At 57.6% G+C, this 18,513-nt stretch carries 17 protein-coding genes; 12 read left to right on the forward strand and 5 right to left on the reverse strand.

The window, feature by feature from the left end; translation table 11 throughout:
• The first annotated feature begins 7 nt into the window (after positions 1-7).
• The 8 genes from Z946_RS0101260 to kynU are packed head-to-tail and all read left to right on the forward strand — an operon-like array spanning position 8 to position 9,118.
• Positions 8-2,299, forward strand: coding sequence for a bifunctional salicylyl-CoA 5-hydroxylase/oxidoreductase (locus tag Z946_RS0101260; RefSeq protein ID WP_025053935.1), 2,292 nt, complete (start codon positions 8-10; stop codon positions 2,297-2,299).
• Positions 2,296-3,018 carry an SDR family NAD(P)-dependent oxidoreductase gene (locus Z946_RS0101265; RefSeq protein ID WP_025053936.1) on the forward strand — a complete coding sequence of 241 codons (723 nt, stop codon included), beginning with the start codon at positions 2,296-2,298 and terminating at the stop codon, positions 3,016-3,018. The genes Z946_RS0101260 and Z946_RS0101265 overlap by 4 nt, the downstream gene beginning before the upstream one ends.
• Positions 3,015-3,485: a MarR family winged helix-turn-helix transcriptional regulator gene (locus Z946_RS0101270; protein ID WP_025053937.1), complete on the forward strand. Its 471-nt coding sequence runs from the start codon at positions 3,015-3,017 to the stop codon at positions 3,483-3,485. Before Z946_RS0101265 ends, Z946_RS0101270 begins: the two co-directional genes overlap by 4 nt.
• Positions 3,478-4,278: an enoyl-CoA hydratase family protein gene (locus tag Z946_RS0101275; RefSeq protein WP_025053938.1), complete on the forward strand. Its 801-nt coding sequence runs from the start codon at positions 3,478-3,480 to the stop codon at positions 4,276-4,278. The genes Z946_RS0101270 and Z946_RS0101275 overlap by 8 nt, the downstream gene beginning before the upstream one ends.
• A 57-nt stretch (positions 4,279-4,335) precedes the next feature.
• A complete protein-coding gene (locus Z946_RS0101280; RefSeq protein ID WP_025053939.1) occupies positions 4,336-5,484 on the forward strand; it encodes an acyl-CoA dehydrogenase family protein in 1,149 nt (382 codons plus the stop codon).
• Positions 5,484-7,103, forward strand: a complete 1,620-nt coding sequence (locus tag Z946_RS0101285; protein WP_025053940.1) for an AMP-binding protein — start codon at positions 5,484-5,486, stop codon at positions 7,101-7,103. Before Z946_RS0101280 ends, Z946_RS0101285 begins: the two co-directional genes overlap by 1 nt.
• Positions 7,100-7,927: a tryptophan 2,3-dioxygenase gene (locus Z946_RS0101290; protein WP_025053941.1), complete on the forward strand. Its 828-nt coding sequence runs from the start codon at positions 7,100-7,102 to the stop codon at positions 7,925-7,927. The genes Z946_RS0101285 and Z946_RS0101290 overlap by 4 nt, the downstream gene beginning before the upstream one ends.
• A gap of 33 nt (positions 7,928-7,960) precedes the next feature.
• Entirely contained in the window at positions 7,961-9,118 is a 1,158-nt protein-coding gene (kynU, locus tag Z946_RS0101295; RefSeq protein WP_052836055.1) for a kynureninase, read from the forward strand.
• 75 nt (positions 9,119-9,193) lie between these two features.
• On the opposite strand, the gene Z946_RS0101300 is transcribed toward kynU, so the two are convergent.
• From Z946_RS0101300 to Z946_RS0101310, 3 genes are read right to left on the reverse strand one after another with little or no spacing between them, the layout of a single operon-like run.
• Positions 9,194-9,988, reverse strand: a complete 795-nt coding sequence (locus Z946_RS0101300) for a metal ABC transporter permease (RefSeq protein WP_025053943.1) — start codon at positions 9,986-9,988, stop codon at positions 9,194-9,196.
• Positions 9,988-10,743 carry a metal ABC transporter ATP-binding protein gene (locus Z946_RS0101305; RefSeq protein ID WP_025053944.1) on the reverse strand — a complete coding sequence of 252 codons (756 nt, stop codon included), beginning with the start codon at positions 10,741-10,743 and terminating at the stop codon, positions 9,988-9,990. The genes Z946_RS0101300 and Z946_RS0101305 overlap by 1 nt, the downstream gene beginning before the upstream one ends.
• On the reverse strand, positions 10,740-11,219 hold the full coding sequence (locus tag Z946_RS0101310; RefSeq protein WP_025053945.1) for a transcriptional repressor: 480 nt from the start codon (positions 11,217-11,219) through the stop codon (positions 10,740-10,742). Before Z946_RS0101310 ends, Z946_RS0101305 begins: the two co-directional genes overlap by 4 nt.
• An 81-nt stretch (positions 11,220-11,300) precedes the next feature.
• Between Z946_RS0101310 and Z946_RS0101315 the strand changes: the two genes are divergently transcribed.
• Positions 11,301-12,356: a zinc ABC transporter substrate-binding protein gene (locus Z946_RS0101315; protein ID WP_037969006.1), complete on the forward strand. Its 1,056-nt coding sequence runs from the start codon at positions 11,301-11,303 to the stop codon at positions 12,354-12,356.
• Between the two features lie 105 nt (positions 12,357-12,461).
• Here Z946_RS0101315 and Z946_RS0101320 read toward each other — a convergent pair whose 3' ends face one another.
• A complete protein-coding gene (locus tag Z946_RS0101320; protein WP_025053947.1) occupies positions 12,462-14,486 on the reverse strand; it encodes a PhoX family protein in 2,025 nt (674 codons plus the stop codon).
• A 149-nt stretch (positions 14,487-14,635) separates the two neighbouring features.
• Complete coding sequence (locus tag Z946_RS0101325; RefSeq protein WP_025053948.1) at positions 14,636-15,835, reverse strand: FAD-binding domain-containing protein; 1,200 nt, start codon at positions 15,833-15,835, stop codon at positions 14,636-14,638.
• 144 nt (positions 15,836-15,979) lie between these two features.
• Between Z946_RS0101325 and Z946_RS0101330 the strand changes: the two genes are divergently transcribed.
• From Z946_RS0101330 to Z946_RS0101340, 3 genes are all read left to right on the forward strand, one after another.
• Positions 15,980-16,633 (forward strand): ATP-dependent Clp protease proteolytic subunit, encoded by a 654-nt coding sequence (locus Z946_RS0101330; protein ID WP_025053949.1) that lies wholly within the window; start codon positions 15,980-15,982, stop codon positions 16,631-16,633.
• Positions 16,634-16,757: 124 nt separating this feature from the next.
• Positions 16,758-18,023, forward strand: coding sequence for an ATP-dependent Clp protease ATP-binding subunit ClpX (gene clpX, locus Z946_RS0101335; RefSeq protein WP_025053950.1), 1,266 nt, complete (start codon positions 16,758-16,760; stop codon positions 18,021-18,023).
• Between the two features lie 123 nt (positions 18,024-18,146).
• Positions 18,147-18,509 carry a RidA family protein gene (locus Z946_RS0101340; protein WP_025053951.1) on the forward strand — a complete coding sequence of 121 codons (363 nt, stop codon included), beginning with the start codon at positions 18,147-18,149 and terminating at the stop codon, positions 18,507-18,509.
• Positions 18,510-18,513 lie beyond the last annotated feature (4 nt).

Below are 18,513 nucleotides of genomic sequence, written 5' to 3' on the forward strand. Positions count from 1 at the left end.
AAATGAAATGCGTGCAATCTGTCTGGGCGGCGGGCCTGCGGGTCTTTACTTTGGCATCTCGCTCAAGCTGCGCGACCCCTCTGCCGAAGTCGTCGTGCTGGAGCGTAACAAGCCCGATGATACCTTTGGGTGGGGCGTTGTGCTGTCCGATGAAACCCTTCAGAACCTCGAAGCAAACGATCCTGTTTCAGCCGCTGAAATCCGCAAGAACTTTGCCTATTGGGATGATATGGCGCTGATCTACAAGGGTCAGAAAACAGTGAGCTCCGGTCACGGCTTTTGCGGGATCGGGCGAAAACGGCTCCTTATGATTCTTCAGGCGCGGGCGCGCGAGCTGGGCGTCGATCTGCAATTTGAGACGGAAGTGCAGGCCGCGTCCACCTATCAGGAAGACTATGATCTGGTTGTCGCCTGTGATGGCCTGAACTCCAAAACGCGGATGGAGTTTCAGGACACCTTCCAGCCAGACGTCGATGTGCGAAAATGCCAGTTCATCTGGCTTGGCACGCACCAGAAATTTGACGACGCCTTCACCTTTATCTTTGAGAAAACCGATAAAGGCTGGCTTTGGGTGCACGCCTATCAGTTTGACGATGACACAGCGACATTCATCGTCGAATGCAGTCAGCAGACGTTTGATAATTACGGTTTTGGCGACATCACCCAGCAGGAAACCATCGCGATCTGCGAAGAGGTGTTCAAAGACCACCTTGATGGCCACAGCCTCATGACCAATGCCAACCACATCCGTGGTTCGGCCTGGATCAAGTTCCCGCGCGTATTGTGCGAAACATGGCATCATGAAAATGTTGTGCTATTGGGGGATGCGGCGGCGACGGCGCACTTCTCGATTGGGTCGGGGACAAAGCTGGCGCTGGAATCGGCGATCTCGCTCGCGGATCATGTACATGCAGAGCATGACATCAGCAAAGCCTTCGAGAAATACGAAGACGCCCGCCGGCTCGAAGTATTGCGCCTGCAATCCGCCGCGCGCAATTCGCTTGAATGGTTTGAGGACGTTGAGCGATATCTCGACCTTGATCCCGTGCAGCTTAATTATTCCATGCTGACGCGGTCACAGCGTATCAGCCACGAAAACCTGCGTGAACGCGACCCTGCATGGCTGGCGAGCGCCGAAAAGTGGTTTATGGAGCAATCTGGCGCAGGGGCGAACGGTCCGGCGCGGGCACCTATGTTTGCACCATTCCAGCTGCGCGACATGAAGCTTGAAAACCGCGTCGTGGTATCCCCGATGGCGCAGTACAAAGCGGTGGAGGGCACGCCGACGGACTGGCACCTCATCCACTATGGTGAACGGGCCAAGGGCGGTGCAGGGCTGGTTTACACCGAGATGACTTGTGTGTCGGATGACGGGCGCATCACGCCGGGTTGTCCGGGACTTTACGCGCCCGAGCACGAGGCGGCGTGGAAACGACTGACTGATTTCGTCCACGCCGAGACTGACGCAAAAATTTGCTGCCAGATCGGGCATGCAGGTCGCAAAGGATCAACGCGCATCGGGTGGGAAGGCATGGACAAGCCTTTGACAGAAGGCAACTGGCCGATCTATTCCGCCTCTGCCATCGCATGGTCCGATGAAAACGCCACCCCGATCGCGGCAACCCGCGCTGATATGGACCGCATCCGCGATGAGTTCGTCGCATCGGCAGAAATGGCCGACCGCGCAGGCTTTGACATGATCGAGCTGCATGCGGCGCATGGGTACTTTATCTCGTCTTTCATCTCGCCCCTCTCGAACACGCGGGACGATGAATTTGGCGGCTCGCTTGAAAACCGCATGCGCTATCCCTTGGAAGTCTTTGCAGCTATGCGCGCGGTCTGGCCAGCAGACAAACCTATGTCTGTCCGCATATCTGCCAGCGATTGGGCCGGCGATGATGGTGTGACACCCGAAGAAGCAGTGAAAATTGCCGCGATGTTCGAGGCCGCAGGCGCGGACATCATCGATGTGTCAGCCGGTCAGACTTCGACCGAGGGCAAGCCGGTTTATGGCCGCATGTTCCAGACACCGTTCTCGGACCGGATCAGGAACGAGGGCGGCATCAAGACGATGGCAGTCGGCAATATCTATGAGGCCGATCACGTCAATTCGATTCTGATGGCCGGACGGGCCGATCTGGTCTGCCTCGCGCGTCCCCATCTGGCCGATCCCTATTGGACGTTACGTGAAGGCGCTGCAATCGGTGACAGACACGCCAAGTGGCCCTTGCCCTATGAAGCGGGCCGCGATCAGATGTGGCGGCTGGCCGACAGGGCCGCAGAAATGGAGAAAGTATGAGACAGGTTTTGGTGACAGGCGGCGGTTCGGGTATCGGACAGGCTTGCGCACGTGATTTCGCCGCAAGAGGTGACAAGGTCACTATCGCGGGACGCCGGATGGACGCGCTGGAGGAAACAAAAGGCGATACCGACATGCGGTGTCTGCAGCTTGATGTGACAGACGAGGCATCGGTGAATGCGCTCTTTGACCAGTCTTACGATGTGGTTGTGGCGAATGCGGGCGCGGGCTTTTCCGTACCGGTCGCGCAAATGACGACACAGGTCTGGAATGACACGATGGCGGTGAACCTGACAGGTGTGTTCCTGACCTTCCGTGCCGCGTTGCAGCAGGGCATGCAGCCGGGCGGGCGATTGATCGCGATGGCGTCTATTGCCAGCTTGAAAGGTGGCGCGAACCTCGCCGCCTATGCGGCTGCGAAGCACGGCGTGTTGGGCCTGGTCCGCTCCCTTGCTGTCGAAGTGGCGAAAACCGGTGTGACCTGTAACGCGGTATGTCCCGGTTTCGTCGACACTGCGATGGCTGATGGTGCGATACGTAATGTGATGAAGCGGATGGAAGTAGACCGCGAGAAAGCCGAAAAAATGCTGGTGGGCAATAACCCCATGCGGCGCATGATCACCTGCGACGAGGTTGTCGCAGCGGTCCGCTTTCTGGCGTCCCCTGAAGCATCCATGATCAACGGTCACGACATGGTGGTCTCGGGCGGCGAGATATGACAGCCGCAAAAGACCGTGTGCGACTATGGCTTCGGCTGTTGAAAGTCGTGCGCGGCATCGAGAACGATTTGCGTGAAAAGCTGCGTCGGGATCACAATACGACCCTGCCGCGCTTTGACGTGATGTCGGCCCTGTCCCGTCATCCTGACGGGCTGAAGATGAGCCAGCTCTCGGGTGTCCTGCGCGTTTCCAATGGAAACGTGACAGGCATCGCCGACCGGCTCAGCGATGAGGGGTTGGTCGAGCGCGTTGCGGTCCCCGGTGACCGCCGCGCCATCGTACTGCGCCTGACAGAAGCGGGACGCGTGGAATTCGAAGGTCAGGCCAAAGCCCATGAAAACTGGATCAACGATATCTTGAGCGGGGTAAGCCCCGAAGAGGCCCGGTTTATGGCCGAACGGCTACAGGAATATGCCGCTGCCGGTGACGCGCAGCCTGCGACAACAAAGGAAGACGCCCATGCGTGACGATGTGAAACACTTTCTGTGCGAGATCGAAGACGGAATCGCGACCGTTCGGCTCGACCGGCCTGACCGCAAGAACCCGCTGACCTTTGACAGCTATGCCGAGCTGCGCGACTGGTTTCGCGATCTGGTATATGCCGACGACGTAGACGTGGTTGTCTTTGCATCCAACGGCGGCAACTTCAGCTCTGGCGGCGATGTGCATGATATTATTGGCCCTTTGACGCGCATGAACATGAAAGAGCTGCTGAATTTCACCCGCATGACCGGTGATCTGGTCAAGGCGATTGTGAACTGCGGCAAACCGGTGATTGCTGCAGTTGACGGGATCTGTGTCGGGGCCGGTGCGATCATCGCCATGGCATCTGATCTGCGGGTTGCCACTCACGAAGCCAAGACCGCATTTCTCTTCACGCGTGTTGGCCTTGCTGGATGCGATATGGGGGCCTGTGCCATCCTGCCACGCATTATTGGTCAGACGCGCGCGGCCGAGCTGCTTTATACCGGCCGATCCATGAGCGCCGAGGAAGGCGAACGTTGGGGCTTCTTTAACCGGCTGGTTTCATCAGATGATCTGGACGCGGACGCCTTAAAGTTGGCGAAACAAATTCAGGCGGGTCCGAACTTTGCGCATATGATGACCAAAACCATGCTGGCACAGGAATGGTCGATGTCCATTGAGCAAGCGATTGAGGCTGAAGCGCAGGCGCAGGCCATATGTATGCAAACCGGCGATTTCGAGCGGGCTTATAAGGCATTTGTGGCCAAGGAACGCCCCGTTTTCGAGGGGGATTGAGCATGGCTGGCTGCGGGATTGAGTTTATTGGCCGTGTGAGGCCAGAGGGAGCGCACGATGTCTGACAGAAGTTTTCTGAGCTGGCCGTTTTTTGAGGACCGGCACCGCGAGTTGGCGGATGCGTTGGATGTCTGGGCAGGGGCGCAGCTGTCGTCCGTGGATCATAGCGATACGGATGCGGCGTGCCGGTCGCTGGTCGCGATGTTGGGAGACGGCGGTTGGCTTCGGCATTCGGGCGCAATGGAGGGCGAAAAGCTTGACGTAAGGTCGCTTTGTCTGATCCGTGAGACGCTGGCCCGACATGACGGTTTGGCCGATTTCGCTTTTGCGATGCAGGGCCTTGGAACCGGTGCGATTTCCCTTTTCGGTACGGCAGAGCAGCAGGAGGAATGGTTGCCCAAGACCCGCAGTGGCGCGGCCATCTCGGCTTTCGCTTTGACCGAGCCGCAATCCGGGTCTGACGTGGCAAATTCCACTATGACAGCCAGCACCGATGGCAACGGCTTTGTACTCGACGGGCGCAAAACATGGATTTCGAATGGCGGGATTGCGGATGTGTACACCGTCTTTGCCAGAACCGGAGAGGCACCGGGGGCCAAGGGACTGTCCGCCTTTATCGTACCTGCGGATACACCGGGCCTGAAGGTTGAAGAACGGTTGGAAGTGATCGCACCGCATCCGCTCGCAACGTTGCATTTCGACGGCGTCAAAATACCCGGCTCTGCATTGATCGGCGAAGCGGGAAGGGGCTTTGGCATTGCGATGTCGGTTCTCGACGTTTTCCGCTCAACCGTTGCTGCGGCTGCGTTGGGCTTTGCACGCCGTGCGCTGGACGAGGCCATAGACCGCGTCACGACACGCAAGGTGCAGGGCGCACCCTTGAGTGACTTGCAGATGGTGCAAGGTCATATCGCGGATATGGCGGTCGATGTGGATGCGTCGGCCTTGCTGATATACCGTGCTGCTTGGGCCAAGGATTCGGGCGCGCCCCGTGTAACGAGAGAAGCGGCGATGGCGAAGCTGTTTGCCACGGACCACGCGCAGTTGGTCATCGACCGCGCGGTACAGCTGCATGGCGGTGACGGGGTGCGGCACGGGCAGATGGTCGAAAGCCTCTACCGTGAAATCCGTGCTTTGCGCATTTATGAAGGCGCATCGGACGTGCAGCGTGTTGTGATTGCAAGGCAAACTCTGGGAGCAAGATGATGCTGGGACCATCGGCGCATACGGACAGTTTTTCACGTGATAACCTACCAGATGTGGGGCTTTGGCCTGATCTGTTGTTGGAAGGGTTTGACTATCCGGACCGTCTGAACGTCGGCGTCGAACTGACTGATAAGATGGTCGAAAATGGATTTGGCGATCACACGGCATTGATCGGCAACGGCCGCAGGCGCACCTATAAGGAGCTTGCCGATTGGACCAACAAGCTGGCGGCAGCCATGGTCGAAAACCTTGGGGTGAAGCCGGGCAACCGCGTGCTGATCCGTTCTGCCAATAATCCGGCCATGGTGGCCTGTTGGTTGGCGGCGACCAAGGCGGGTGCGGTTGTGGTGAACACCATGCCGATGCTGCGCGCAGGCGAATTGACGGCGATTGTCGATAAGGCCGAGATCAGTCACGCGCTTTGTGACACACGCCTGATGGACGAGATGACGCTTTGCGCCAAAACATCGAAGTATCTGAAAACCGTGGTTGGTTTCGACGGCACCAGCAATCACGATGCCGAGCTGGACCGGCTGGCGCTTGAAAAGCCGGTGCGGTTCGATGCGGTTGAAACGTCACAAGATGACGTGGCGCTGCTCGGGTTCACCTCTGGCACGACAGGCAACCCCAAAGCGACGATGCACTTTCACCGTGATTTGCTGATTATCGCGGACGGTTATGCACGCGAAGTGCTGCAGGTGACGCCGGATGATGTCTTTATCGGCTCTCCGCCACTTGCCTTTACCTTTGGTCTTGGCGGCCTTGCGGTATTTCCATTGCGCTTCGGCGCGGCTGCGACCCTGCTTGAAACTGCCAGCCCGCCCAACATGATCGAGATCATCGAGAAATTCAAAGCGACCGTCTGTTTCACGGCCCCCACCGCTTATCGTGCAATGTTGCAGGCGATGGAGGAGGGCGCGGACCTGTCATCACTTCGCGCTGCGGTTAGCGCGGGTGAGACGTTGCCAGCGCCTGTCTATCACGATTGGCAGGCCAAGACGGGTAAGCCGATGCTGGACGGGATCGGCGCGACCGAGATGCTGCATATTTTCGTCTCTAACAGGTTCGATGATCACCGCGCTGCCTGCACCGGAAAGCCGGTGACAGGTTATGAGGCAAAAATCATCGATGATAATGGCGCAGAGGTGCCACGCGGTGAGGTTGGACGCCTCGCGGTGCGCGGCCCGACCGGATGTCGCTATCTGGGTGACAACCGGCAAAAGAATTACGTGCTGGATGGCTGGAATATCACCGGCGACAGTTTCACCATGGATGAAGACGGCTATCTGCACTTTGCGGCCCGCAATGACGACATGATTATCAGCGCAGGCTACAATATCGCCGGACCCGAAGTGGAGGCCGCTTTGCTCGCGCATCCTGCGGTCAGTGAATGCGGCGTGGTAGCAGCCCCTGACCCTGATCGTGGGTCGATCGTTCAGGCACATGTGGTTCTCATGGACGGGAGGTCCGGCGATGCGGCATTGGTCAAAGAGCTTCAGGATCATGTGAAGGCGACCATTGCGCCTTACAAATACCCCCGCGACATCCGCTTTATCGAGGCGTTGCCAAAGACAGCGACAGGCAAGATCCAGCGATTTGCTTTGAGAGAAGAAACGTGAGCGACTTTGAAGACGCCTCCAAAGGGGCGAAGATGGATTTTGCCAAGGACATGTCCTACGGCGACTATCTGGGGCTGGACGCGATTTTGTCCTCGCAACATCCGTTGTCCGATGCCCATGACGAGATGCTGTTCATCGTGCAGCACCAGACCTCTGAGCTGTGGATGCGGCTTGCGATCCATGAACTACAGGCCGCGCGCCGCGTCATGTTGGCGGGCGATCTGCAATCGGCTTTCAAAATGTTGACCCGTGTCGCCCGTATATTCGAGCAGCTCAATTCCGCATGGGATGTGCTGCGTACTATGACGCCAAGCGAATACACAGCGTTCCGCCCGTCTTTAGGTAATTCTTCCGGTTTTCAGTCCCATCAGTACCGGCTGGTGGAATATCTGCTGGGCAACCGTATCGGTGCTCTGATGAAGCTGCACAAGCACAAGCCCGCTGCATTTGAAGCACTGAGTGCAGAGTTGGCGCAGCCCAGTTTGTATCAGGTGGCAATCGACATCCTGTGCACGCGCCTGAACGTGCCGTCACTGGCAGGTAGGCCGAGCGAGGGCGACTGGCAGGCAGATAAGGACGTGCAGGATTTGTGGCAAAAAGTTTATGAAGATCCCACAACCCATTGGGAGCTTTACGAGTTGGCCGAAAAGCTGGTCGATCTGGAGGATTACTTCCGCCGCTGGCGCTTTAACCACGTGACCACAGTAGAGCGGATTATCGGTTTCAAGCGGGGCACTGGCGGCACCTCTGGTGTGGGCTATCTCCGCAAGATGCTCGATGTCGAGCTGTTTCCCGAATTATGGCATGTCAGAGGAGCCTTGTAGGTGTCTAACGTTCTGAAAAAAGAAGACTTCATCATGCCGGAAGGTGTGATCTACCTTGATGGAAACTCATTGGGTCCGATGCCCAAATCCGTGCCCGAGCGGTTGGCTCAAGTGATGAACGAGGAATGGGCGCAGATGCTGATCCGGGGCTGGAACAAAGCCGGCTGGATGGCACAACCTACGGATATCGGAACACGTGTCGGCAGGCTTATCGGGGCTGAGGCAGGGTCGGTGGTGATGGGCGACACGCTGTCAGTCAAGGTATATCAGGCACTGGCCGCGGGGCTGAAAATGCGCCCTGACCGCCGCGTGATCCTCAGCGACAATGGCAATTTCCCCAGTGACCTTTACATGGCCGAGGGGCTGGTAGGTCTGTTGGGTCAAGACTATGAGCTTCGGACTGTGGCGCCCGAAGACGTAGCGGGTGCCATCGATGATGATGTGGCTGTTGTGATGCTGACCGAGGTCGATTACCGCACGGGTCGCATGCATGACATGAAGGCAGTCACGGAGATGGCCTATGCAGCAGGTGCTGTGATGGTATGGGATCTGGCGCATTCCGCCGGTGCGATTCCCGTCGATCTGGCGGCGGCGAACTGCGAATTTGCGGTGGGATGTACCTATAAATATCTGAATGGCGGGCCCGGTGCGCCTGCGTTTATCTATGTGCGCCCCGATTTGGCGGACACGGCAGAACCAGCGCTTAGTGGATGGTTGGGCCATGCCAGCCCTTTTGACTTTGATCTGCATTATAAGCCCGCGCAAGGGATCGAGCGGATGCGCGTCGGCACACCGCCGGTGTTGCAAATGGCGGCTTTGGATGAAGCGATGAAAGTCTGGGATGGGATAGCCATGTCGGATGTCCGCGCGGCATCTATTGCGTTGCAGGAACAGTTCATCGAAGAGGTCGAGCGTGATGTGCCGCAGCTTTCTCTGGCCAGCCCGCGCGAGGCGAAGCAACGTGGCTCGCAGGTGTCGTTCCGGTTCGAGCATGGCTATGCGGCGATGCAGGCTGTGATCGACAGGGGTGTGATCGGCGACTTCCGTGCGCCGGATATCATGCGTTTCGGATTTACACCTTTATATCTTGATAGCAGTGACGTCACCGCGGCAGTCAAGATCATCCGTGATGTAATGGAGAACCGTCTTTGGGATGATGAGGCCTACAAGGTGCGCGGTCGCGTCACTTGAATGGTTTTTGTTAACAGATAGTTAACGCCTTACCTTCAAGTTTTAGGTTAACGCCATGAGCGGTCGAGTTACGTCCTACTTCGACCGCAAAAGCGGGGAAGCCGCTGTCGATAGCGCGAAAAGAAATGCCGCTGCGACGACGATGCTTGGCCCGGTTGGCGTGTCATAGATGTAGGAGGCCGAGAGGCCAGCACCGATGGCGATTGAGCCAAGAACTGCGGCACAGATTGCCATGCCTTCGGGCGTGCGGGCGAAGGGGCGGGCAGCGGCGGCGGGGATAATAAGCATAGCCGCGATCAGCAATGCGCCCACGACCTTAAGTGCCACAGCAACGGTAAGAGCAAGCGCTAGCGTCAGAACCAGCTGTTCACGGCGCGGATTACCACCAGATGCGGTCGCCAGATCCGGGTTGAGCGTAGCGGTCAACAGCGCCTGCCATCGTGACAACAGCAGCACGATAACAAGCGCGGCACCGCCCCAGATTACAGCGACGTCTGTCTTCGACACCGCCAGAATATCGCCAAAAAGATATGCCGAAAGGTCAACCCGTTGTCCCGGTACAAGTGACACCGCCACAAGTCCCATCGCAAGGCCCGCATGCGCCAGAACGCCCAGCAGCGCGTCAGCGCTTACCTGTCTGTCAGACAACCCGCTGACAATCAGGGCCATGGCCAGCGCGACAAGCATCACACCGGCAAGGACGGGCAGGTCGGTCGCTAGTGCAAGGGCCACGCCCAAAAGTGCGGCATGACTGGTGGCATCGCCAAAGTAGGCCATCCGGCGCCAGACCACAAAACAGCCTAAAGGTGCGGCTGCGAGGGCCACGCCCAGACCTGCGAGCGCGGCCCGGATCATGAAATCATCTAACATCAGTGGGTGTGTCCGTTCTCGTGCTCGTGACCATGCGCATGTTGATGATCGTGGTCATGGTCGTGATGGTGTCGGTAAAGCGCCAGGGTCCCTTTGGTGCCCGTCCCGAACAGGGCGCGGTACTCAGGCGCATCTGCGACAATATCAGGCGCACCTTCGCAACACACATGGCCATTTAGGCACATCACGCGATCTGATGCGGCCATCACCACATGCAGGTCATGGCTGACCATCAGAACCGCCACACCCAGATCGCGGCGCACCGCCTCAATCTGCCGATAGAAAGCCGCAGCACCGGGTTGATCCAACCCCTGCGTGGCTTCATCCAGAATAAGGATGTCAGGCTTGGCCAACAACGCCCGTGCCAGTAGAACACGCTGGAACTGACCGCCTGACAATGATGACATTTGCGCTTCTTTAAGCTCGGGAACACCGGCGCGATCCAGTGCATCGCTTACATCTGCCGCAGTCTGGCGCTTGGGCAGGTTCAGGAACCTTTGCACGGTGAGGGGCAGCGTCGCGTCGATCTGCAGCTTTTGCGGCACGTAGCCGATGCGCAATCCCGGCGCGCGGTGAACCGTCCCCTTCGCGGGGCGCAGCGCGCCTATCAACGCGCGCAGCAGGCTTGATTTGCCTGACCCGTTCGGGCCGACGATTGTGACAATCTCGCCCGCGTTAATTGACATGGTGACGTTGCTCAGCACGGTGGTCTTGCCGTAACCGAGCGTCAGGCCCTTGGTCGAAATGAGGCTCACGCGGGGGGCTCCTGACAATTCGGGCAAAGCCCTTCGGCTTCAATGACCGTGCGTTTGATGACAAAGCCCGCAGCCTTTGCCGCGTCTACCAGACGGCCCGATGCAGGTTGCGTATCGGTTTCGGCGACAGACTTGCAGTCGGTGCAGATGAGAAAAGCCGGTGTCTGGCACGCGCCCAGATGCGCACAGGCTATATAGGCGTTCAACGCTTCGATTTTATGCGCAAATCCGGCTTTTACGAGAAAGTCGAGCGCACGGTAGGCGACAGGTGGTTGTGTGCCCAAGCCCTCTGCAGAAAGCGTGCCCAATACATCGTAGGCACCCAAGGCGCGGTGATGGGCAAGCAAAATTTCAAGCACTCTGCGGCGAACAGCTGTCAGCCTCAAACCTTTTTCAGCACAGTGTTTTTCCGCCTCCGACAGCGTATCTTTTACGCAGTGCCGGTGATCATGCGGTTCAAATCCGATGGTTGACACGAGTTTCTCCAGTTTCGCGTATTGATATGTTATAACATTCAGGGTAGCAACTGTAATACTATAACATTTATGGGGATTGTGATGCGTCGCTTGTTTTTTGTCTTCTGTGCTGTGCCAACAATGGGGTGGGCCGAGGTGCCACGCGTCGTCGTGGATATCGCGCCCGTTCACGGGCTGGTGGCCCGTATTATGGATGGTGTCGGTTCTCCCGAGCTTTTGCTGCCACCCACGGCCTCGCCGCACAGCTATGCCATGCGCCCGTCCGAGGCGCGGATGCTGTCGAAGGCGGAGCTTTTTGTTTGGGTGGGGCCGGAACTGACCCCGTGGCTTGAAGATGCCGTCGAGAACCTTGCGGATCAATCCGTGCAAATGGCCTTGTTGGATCAGGCAACAGCGCTGCCTGCACGGGTTGGCTTGTCTGTCTCCTTAGAGGACGCCCACGATGACGATCACGACAGTCACGACGAGGAACATGATGGTCACGATGACCACGACGATCACGATAAGGACCATGTCGGTCATGATGGCCACGACGATCATGAGGATCACGAAGACGGTCACGATGATCATGACAAACATGACGAAGACAAAGCCGACCATGCCCATGACCACAGCGATCATGTGGTCGACCCTCACGGGTGGCTTGATCCTTCGGTCGGCGTGATCTGGGCCGAATCCATTACCGACCAGCTTTCGGCGCTCGATCCAGAGAACAAAGAAAAGTATGCCGCTAATCTTGCAAGCTTTGCCGAGGAAGTAACCGCTTTTTCAGTCAAGTGGACGGGTCCATTGTCAGAGGTTTCCGACCAGCGCTACATCGTGTTGCACGATGCATTTCAGTACTTCGAAAAAGCGTATGATCTGAGCGAACCGCTCGCGATTGCGCCTAGTGATGCGTCAGAACCCGGTGCTGCAAGGATTGCGGACCTGAAAGCCGCTATTTCGGCCAGCGGTGCAACCTGCGCTTTCTCAGAGCCGCAGAACAACACACGCATGATTACGCTGGTCACGGAAGGCTTGGACTTCAAAGCAGCCACGCTTGATCCGATGGGGAGCGATTTGCCCCTTGGGCCTGATCACTATCTTGGGACGATTGACGCGCTTGCGGGTGAATTCCTCAGCTGCTTGAGCCGTTAAGCGAGCATTCGGGCGTCAGGCACTCAACAAAGCTGGCGATCCTGTAATCAAGAATGGCCCCGCACGCCTATGTGGCGGGGCCATTAGTCTTTTAATCGTCTATGCCTAAACGGCGATCTTGCCGCCGCCCGTCTTTGTCACCACCAGCACGGATGGCCGTGGCGGCATTGCGGGGTCGAAATCAGGCCAGCGCGTTGCAGGATCTTCGAAGGTCGAGTTGCGCTCGAAGCCCGGCAGGTCCTTGGTGCCATCGGTGCCCGGGTGCTGGACCGCAAGGAACAGGGTCTCACCGTTGTCGGTGAAGTAGGGGCCGCACATCTCGCCGCCGACGGGGCAGCGGAAGAACAGCTTTGAGGTCCCACGTGCTTCGCCTTCGGTCTCAAGTGCATAGAGGCCGTCGGATTTGCCGGTTTTGCCCCAGTTCGATCCCTGATCCGTAGAAATCCACAGGCGTCCGTCTGCGTCGAAGGCACAGTTGTCGGGAGAGCCGAACCAGCCGTTCTGGGAGGTTTCGGGGTTCCACTGCGCACCAACCTCGGAGATGTTCGGATCGCCGCATTTCACAAGAATCGACCATGTGCCGGAGGTTGCAGCATGATTGCCGCCATCCTCTTTGACCTCGATGATATGACCAAAGCTGCTGTCCGCGCGCGGGTTTGCTGCATTCACATCATCGGGTTTGCGCCGCGTGTTGTTGGTAAGCATGATATAGGCCGTGCCATCACCGCGCGGTTGCGCGTCTTCGGGGCGGTCCATAGGTGTGGCACCCAGCAGATCGGCAGCGAGGCGGGTGTCAATCATCACATCGCCTTGATCGTTGAACCCGTTTTCAGCGGTGAGGGGCCCTTGGCCGTGTATCAGCGGCAACCATGCAACCGTGCCATCTTCGTCAAAACGCGCCACGTAGAGCGTGCCCTCATCCAGCAAATTGCTGTTTTCGGCAGCAACTTCCGAAACCGATCCGTCAGAGACATATTTGTACTGATAATCGAAGCGGTTGTCGTCGCCCATATAGACCACAAGTTTGCCATCACTGCTGACCGTTGTTTCGGCCCCCTCGTGGCGGAACCGACCCAAGGCGGTGCGTTTGATCGGGGTGGACGTCGGGTCCATCGGATCGACCTCGACCACCCAGCCGAATTTGTTCGGCGCATTAGGTTCACGGTCGATGTTGAAACGGTCGTGGCGCGTGCCCCAGTTGTACCACATGCCTGGCACACCGTAGCGCTTTTTAGAGGCGGCATCGCTGTGACCGGTCAGGTCTGGCTTGCCTTCGCTGTCCAGCGTATCGGTCCAGTAATAGCCGTGAAAGTTCTCCTCGGCCATCAACCATGTACCCCAAGGCGTCATGCCGCCAGCACAGTTGTTCAGTGTCCCGATCACATTCATGCCTGCAGGGTCATCATTGGTTTTCATCCGGTCATGACCTGCGGCAGGACCGCTTAGCGTCATTGCCGTGTCCAGCGGCGTGATGCGGCGATTCATTTTGCCATCGCGCACAACGGACCATTTTCCCGCATCATCGCGGGTGATCTCGACCACGGAGCCGCCATGCGCGGCCATCTCGATGTCGATTAGCTCGGGCGTCATGCCTTTGAAACCGTCCCGATCCTGACGGCCAAGACCGGGGAACATCACTTCTTCGTTGGTGTATTCGTGGTTGACGCATAGCAGGCCGTGTGTGCCTTCGTCGTTCAGTGAGACAAAGCCCACATAGTCATTGTTGTAGCCGAACTGCTTCAGCTGCGCCTCGGCCGTCTGGTTCATCACATCAAACTCGGGCGCGTCCGCCGTGATCGGATCGCCCCAACGCAACAGGATCTGCGCGTCATAGCCATCTGCCACATGGTGTGTTTCGTCGTTCCCTGCGGCGAGTTCGTCAAAGACATAGCGACTGGCGCTGGCCGCTTGGCCGGCATTGGGCGCGATCATTGCGGATGTCCCAAAGAGCGCAGTCGTCGCCGATACGCCAAGCATCCCGCGAAGCACGTCGCGACGGCCATAACGTGCGTTGATGACGTCGCCGATGGTGCGCGACAAGTTTGGATTTGTTGGAATATCATCGAAGGCTTCAAAGGCTTCTGCTTTGTTTCCAATGGTCGGATCGTTCAGGATATCTTTGCGGTTCATGCGTGGCTCCCCAAGGCTGCGGTTTGTATCGGCGCTGGTCTGGACTGAGTCTGTTAAACAATTGTGACACTATTCCTTCGCCGCAGAACAGCCGTGTTTTAGACTATGGTTCAATGCAAGCACCACGACACGGGCTATCGTTTCAAAGGCTATTGCCCGAAGGTCGCGATGAGGTCGGGAATGTGTTTGCGGAAGGGGAAGAACCCTTTGGTTGCCTTCGGCCACGCGGTGCTGTCCAGAGACCGGCGATAAAGGCTGAGTGGGACGCCATCTTGTAGCGCCTCGTATACATCCAGCGCCTGACGGGCCGGCCCGGTCGGGGCATAGGGTGCTACAATCTGTTCGAGCCTGTGTAACTGCGCCCACCGACTGATCGCCTGCGCATCAGCGAGCACATCCAGGGTCACGCCATCCGGCAGCACGGACCTTGCCGCTTCAAGCCGGAAGGTCGCGACGTGGGGTGCCATAGTCCATGGGCTGTGACGGTCTGTCGTCTCGCTATAGGCGATCGCTACAGGTTCGGACGCATGTCGGAGCATACGAGGAAGGTCGATATCCTCGCCGTGAAGAAGGATGCCGTAGCGTGCAGGGAGGGGCAGGGGATCACTGGGTTGTAAGGGCACGATTGCAGGAGGTTCAGGCGCGTCAATCGGGGGCGCCTCACTGGCAAGACCTGTTACACTTTCAAACCGGCCGCCTGTGAATTTCGCGATGTTGTCCGGTTGCGCCAGATAGGTTTTGCCACGGGTCTGGATGCCTGCGACCCAACGCCAGCTAAGCGTGTTGACGGCCACATCGCCATCGAGCAGATGCCTGAGAAAAAAGTCTGCACCGAGTTGCCACGGCAATTGCAACGTAAATATCCAGATCGAAGCAAACCACATGCGCGCGTGATTGTGCAGATAACCAGTGCTGACAAGTTCATGCGCCCATGCGTCGAACGGGGCGATACCGGTCTGGCCAAGACAGGCTTCTTCCCACCGCGCGCGCAGACCCGCCTGAGATTGCACGTCATCGCGCAAGCGGTTGAGATCATGGAGGTATTGATCCCACACTGTTGGCCGTTGCTGAATCCAGCCTTTCCAGTAGGTGCGCCAGAAAACCTCCGCCAGAAACTTGTCGGCCTCAGCGGTTGTATGCTGCGCCAAAACAGCGCGGGTAACTGCCGTCTCATCCAGTAGTCGCGCCCTGATGTAAGGCGACAGCACCGACACGTGGTCATGCGCGCCGGGGCCGTGATCAAAGTTGCGCAATCGTGCGTATTCGACACCGGCGTGCGGTACAAACTGTGCCAGACGCTTGCGGGCTTCGGTCAATGTTGGCGGGAATTGTGTCAGTGCATCGGTCATACCGGCGAGATAGGGCGGTGGCCCTGTCAAACAACCGCTGATTTCAAGGGCGCTGCCCCCCTTGAAGCTCCACCCTCACACGACTAATCTGATGATAACAGTTTATCGGGTATGGTCCCGCGAACACAAATACAGGCAAACATCATGACCGATTCACACCAGACATTTATGAACCTCGTGCCGATGGTGGTTGAGCAAACCAGCCGTGGCGAACGGGCCTACGATATCTTTTCGCGCCTGCTGAAAGAACGGATCATTTTCATCAACGGCCCTATTCACAGCGGTATGAGCCATCTGGTCGTTGCACAGCTGTTGCACCTTGAGGCGGAAAACCCGTCCAAGGAAATCAGCATGTACATCAACTCTCCGGGTGGTGAAGTGACGGCAGGCCTGTCGATCTATGACACCATGCAGTACATCCGTCCCAAAGTTTCAACGCTGATTTGCGGCATGGCGGCGTCCATGGGCTCTGTTATCGCGATTGGTGGTGAGCCGGGGATGCGGTTTGCGCTGCCCAATGCCGAAGTGATGGTGCACCAGCCTTCAGGCGGGTCTCAGGGTATGGCAGCGGATATACTGATCTCTGCACGCCACATCGAGAAGACGCGTGAACGGATGTACCAGCTCTATGTAAAACACTCCGGTCAGGACTATGAAACCGTGCAGCGCGCGCTGGACCGTGACACATGGATGTCACCCGAAGAAGCCAAGGAATGGGGCCACATCGACGAGATCGTCGAGAGCCGCGGCAAGGCGGATGACCCTGATACCCCTAAAAAGGGCAAGGGCGACAAGTAACCAAGTCCTCGGACGCTGCCATTTTGCGATTGTAGCGTCCAAGGCACTGCCTTAGTGTTCTGGGCAGGAAACATGGCAGCGCCTTTGGTGCTGTAAAATTCACGACAGACCTGAAAGGGCTGACATGGCCAATACTTCCAGCGGTGATAGCAAAAACACGCTTTATTGTAGCTTCTGCGGCAAGAGCCAGCATGAGGTGAGAAAGCTGATTGCAGGCCCGACAGTGTTCATCTGTGATGAATGTGTCGAGCTGTGTATGGATATCATCCGCGAAGAGACAAAAGCGTCCGGCCTTAAGGCGACGGACGGTGTTCCGACACCGAAGGACATCTGCGAGGTTCTGGACGATTACGTGATCGGTCAGGCAACGGCCAAACGCGTGTTGTCTGTTGCGGTGCACAATCACTACAAGCGTTTGAACCACGCCCAAAAAGGCGGCGATATCGAACTTGCGAAATCCAACATCCTGCTGATCGGCCCCACCGGCTGTGGCAAGACGTTGCTGGCCCAAACGCTGGCGCGCATTCTGGATGTGCCGTTCACCATGGCGGACGCCACCACGCTGACCGAAGCCGGTTATGTGGGCGAGGATGTCGAAAACATCATTCTCAAGCTTTTGCAGTCGTCCGAGTATAATGTTGAACGGGCGCAGCGCGGAATCGTGTACATCGACGAAGTCGATAAGATCACACGCAAGTCAGAGAACCCGTCGATCACACGTGACGTTTCGGGCGAGGGCGTGCAGCAGGCGCTGCTGAAGCTGATGGAAGGCACTGTTGCTTCTGTACCGCCGCAAGGCGGGCGCAAGCATCCGCAGCAGGAATTCCTGCAAGTGGACACCACAAACATCCTGTTCATCTGCGGTGGTGCCTTTGCGGGTCTCGACAAGATTATTGCCGCACGCGGCAAAGGATCTGCGATGGGCTTTGGTGCCGATGTGCGTGACAACGATGCGCGGGGCGTGGGCGAGATATTTACCGATCTTGAGCCTGAGGATCTGCTGAAGTTCGGCCTTATCCCCGAATTTGTCGGCCGTCTTCCGGTTCTGGCAACGCTTGAGGACTTGGACGAAGATGCTTTGGTGACGATCCTGACGCAGCCCAAAAACGCGTTGGTCAAGCAATACCAGCGTCTGTTCGAGCTGGAAGATACCAAGCTGAACTTCACCGAGGATGCGCTATCTGCCATCGCGAAACGTGCGATCGAGCGGAAGACCGGTGCGCGTGGGCTGCGGTCTATTCTGGAAGACATTCTGCTCGACACGATGTTCGATCTGCCTGGTCTTGAATCGGTGAACGAAGTTGTCGTCAATGAAGAGGCGGTCAATTCTGACGCCGCTCCGTTGATGATCCATGGCGAGGCCGAGAAAGAACCTGCCACCGCGGGTTGAGATTGAGGGCGGGCAAATTGCCCGCTTTCCGAAACTGATTAAGGGGCGTGCCAATTGGTACGCCCTTTTTTCTTGCGGGGTTGTGTGCTTCTGTCTCACTCAAACCAAGAGAGGGGATGAGCGATGGCGATCAAGCGGATACATTCGGGCGGAGAGTTCGAAAGCAAGGTGGGCTATTGCCGTGCTGTTGTTGCCGGTGGCTTTGTCCATGTGGCAGGGACCGTTGGGCAGGGTGACACGGTTGAAGCACAATGTGCTTCAGCACTCGATATTATCGGTGATGCGTTGAAGCAAGCCGGAGCGGGCTTTGCGGATGTGGTGCGGGTAACATACATGCTGCCAGACCGGACCGAGTTCGAAAACTGTTGGCCTGTGCTTGCTGAAACCTTCGGGACCAACCCGCCTGCGGCGACGATGATCGAATGTGGGTTAATCGACCCGAAATACCGGATCGAGATAGAAGTTACGGCCCTATTGCCAGCATAAATGC

Origin of the sequence: Sulfitobacter noctilucicola (genome assembly GCF_000622385.1) — a bacterium.
Taxonomy (GTDB): Bacteria; Pseudomonadota; Alphaproteobacteria; order Rhodobacterales; family Rhodobacteraceae; genus Sulfitobacter; species Sulfitobacter noctilucicola.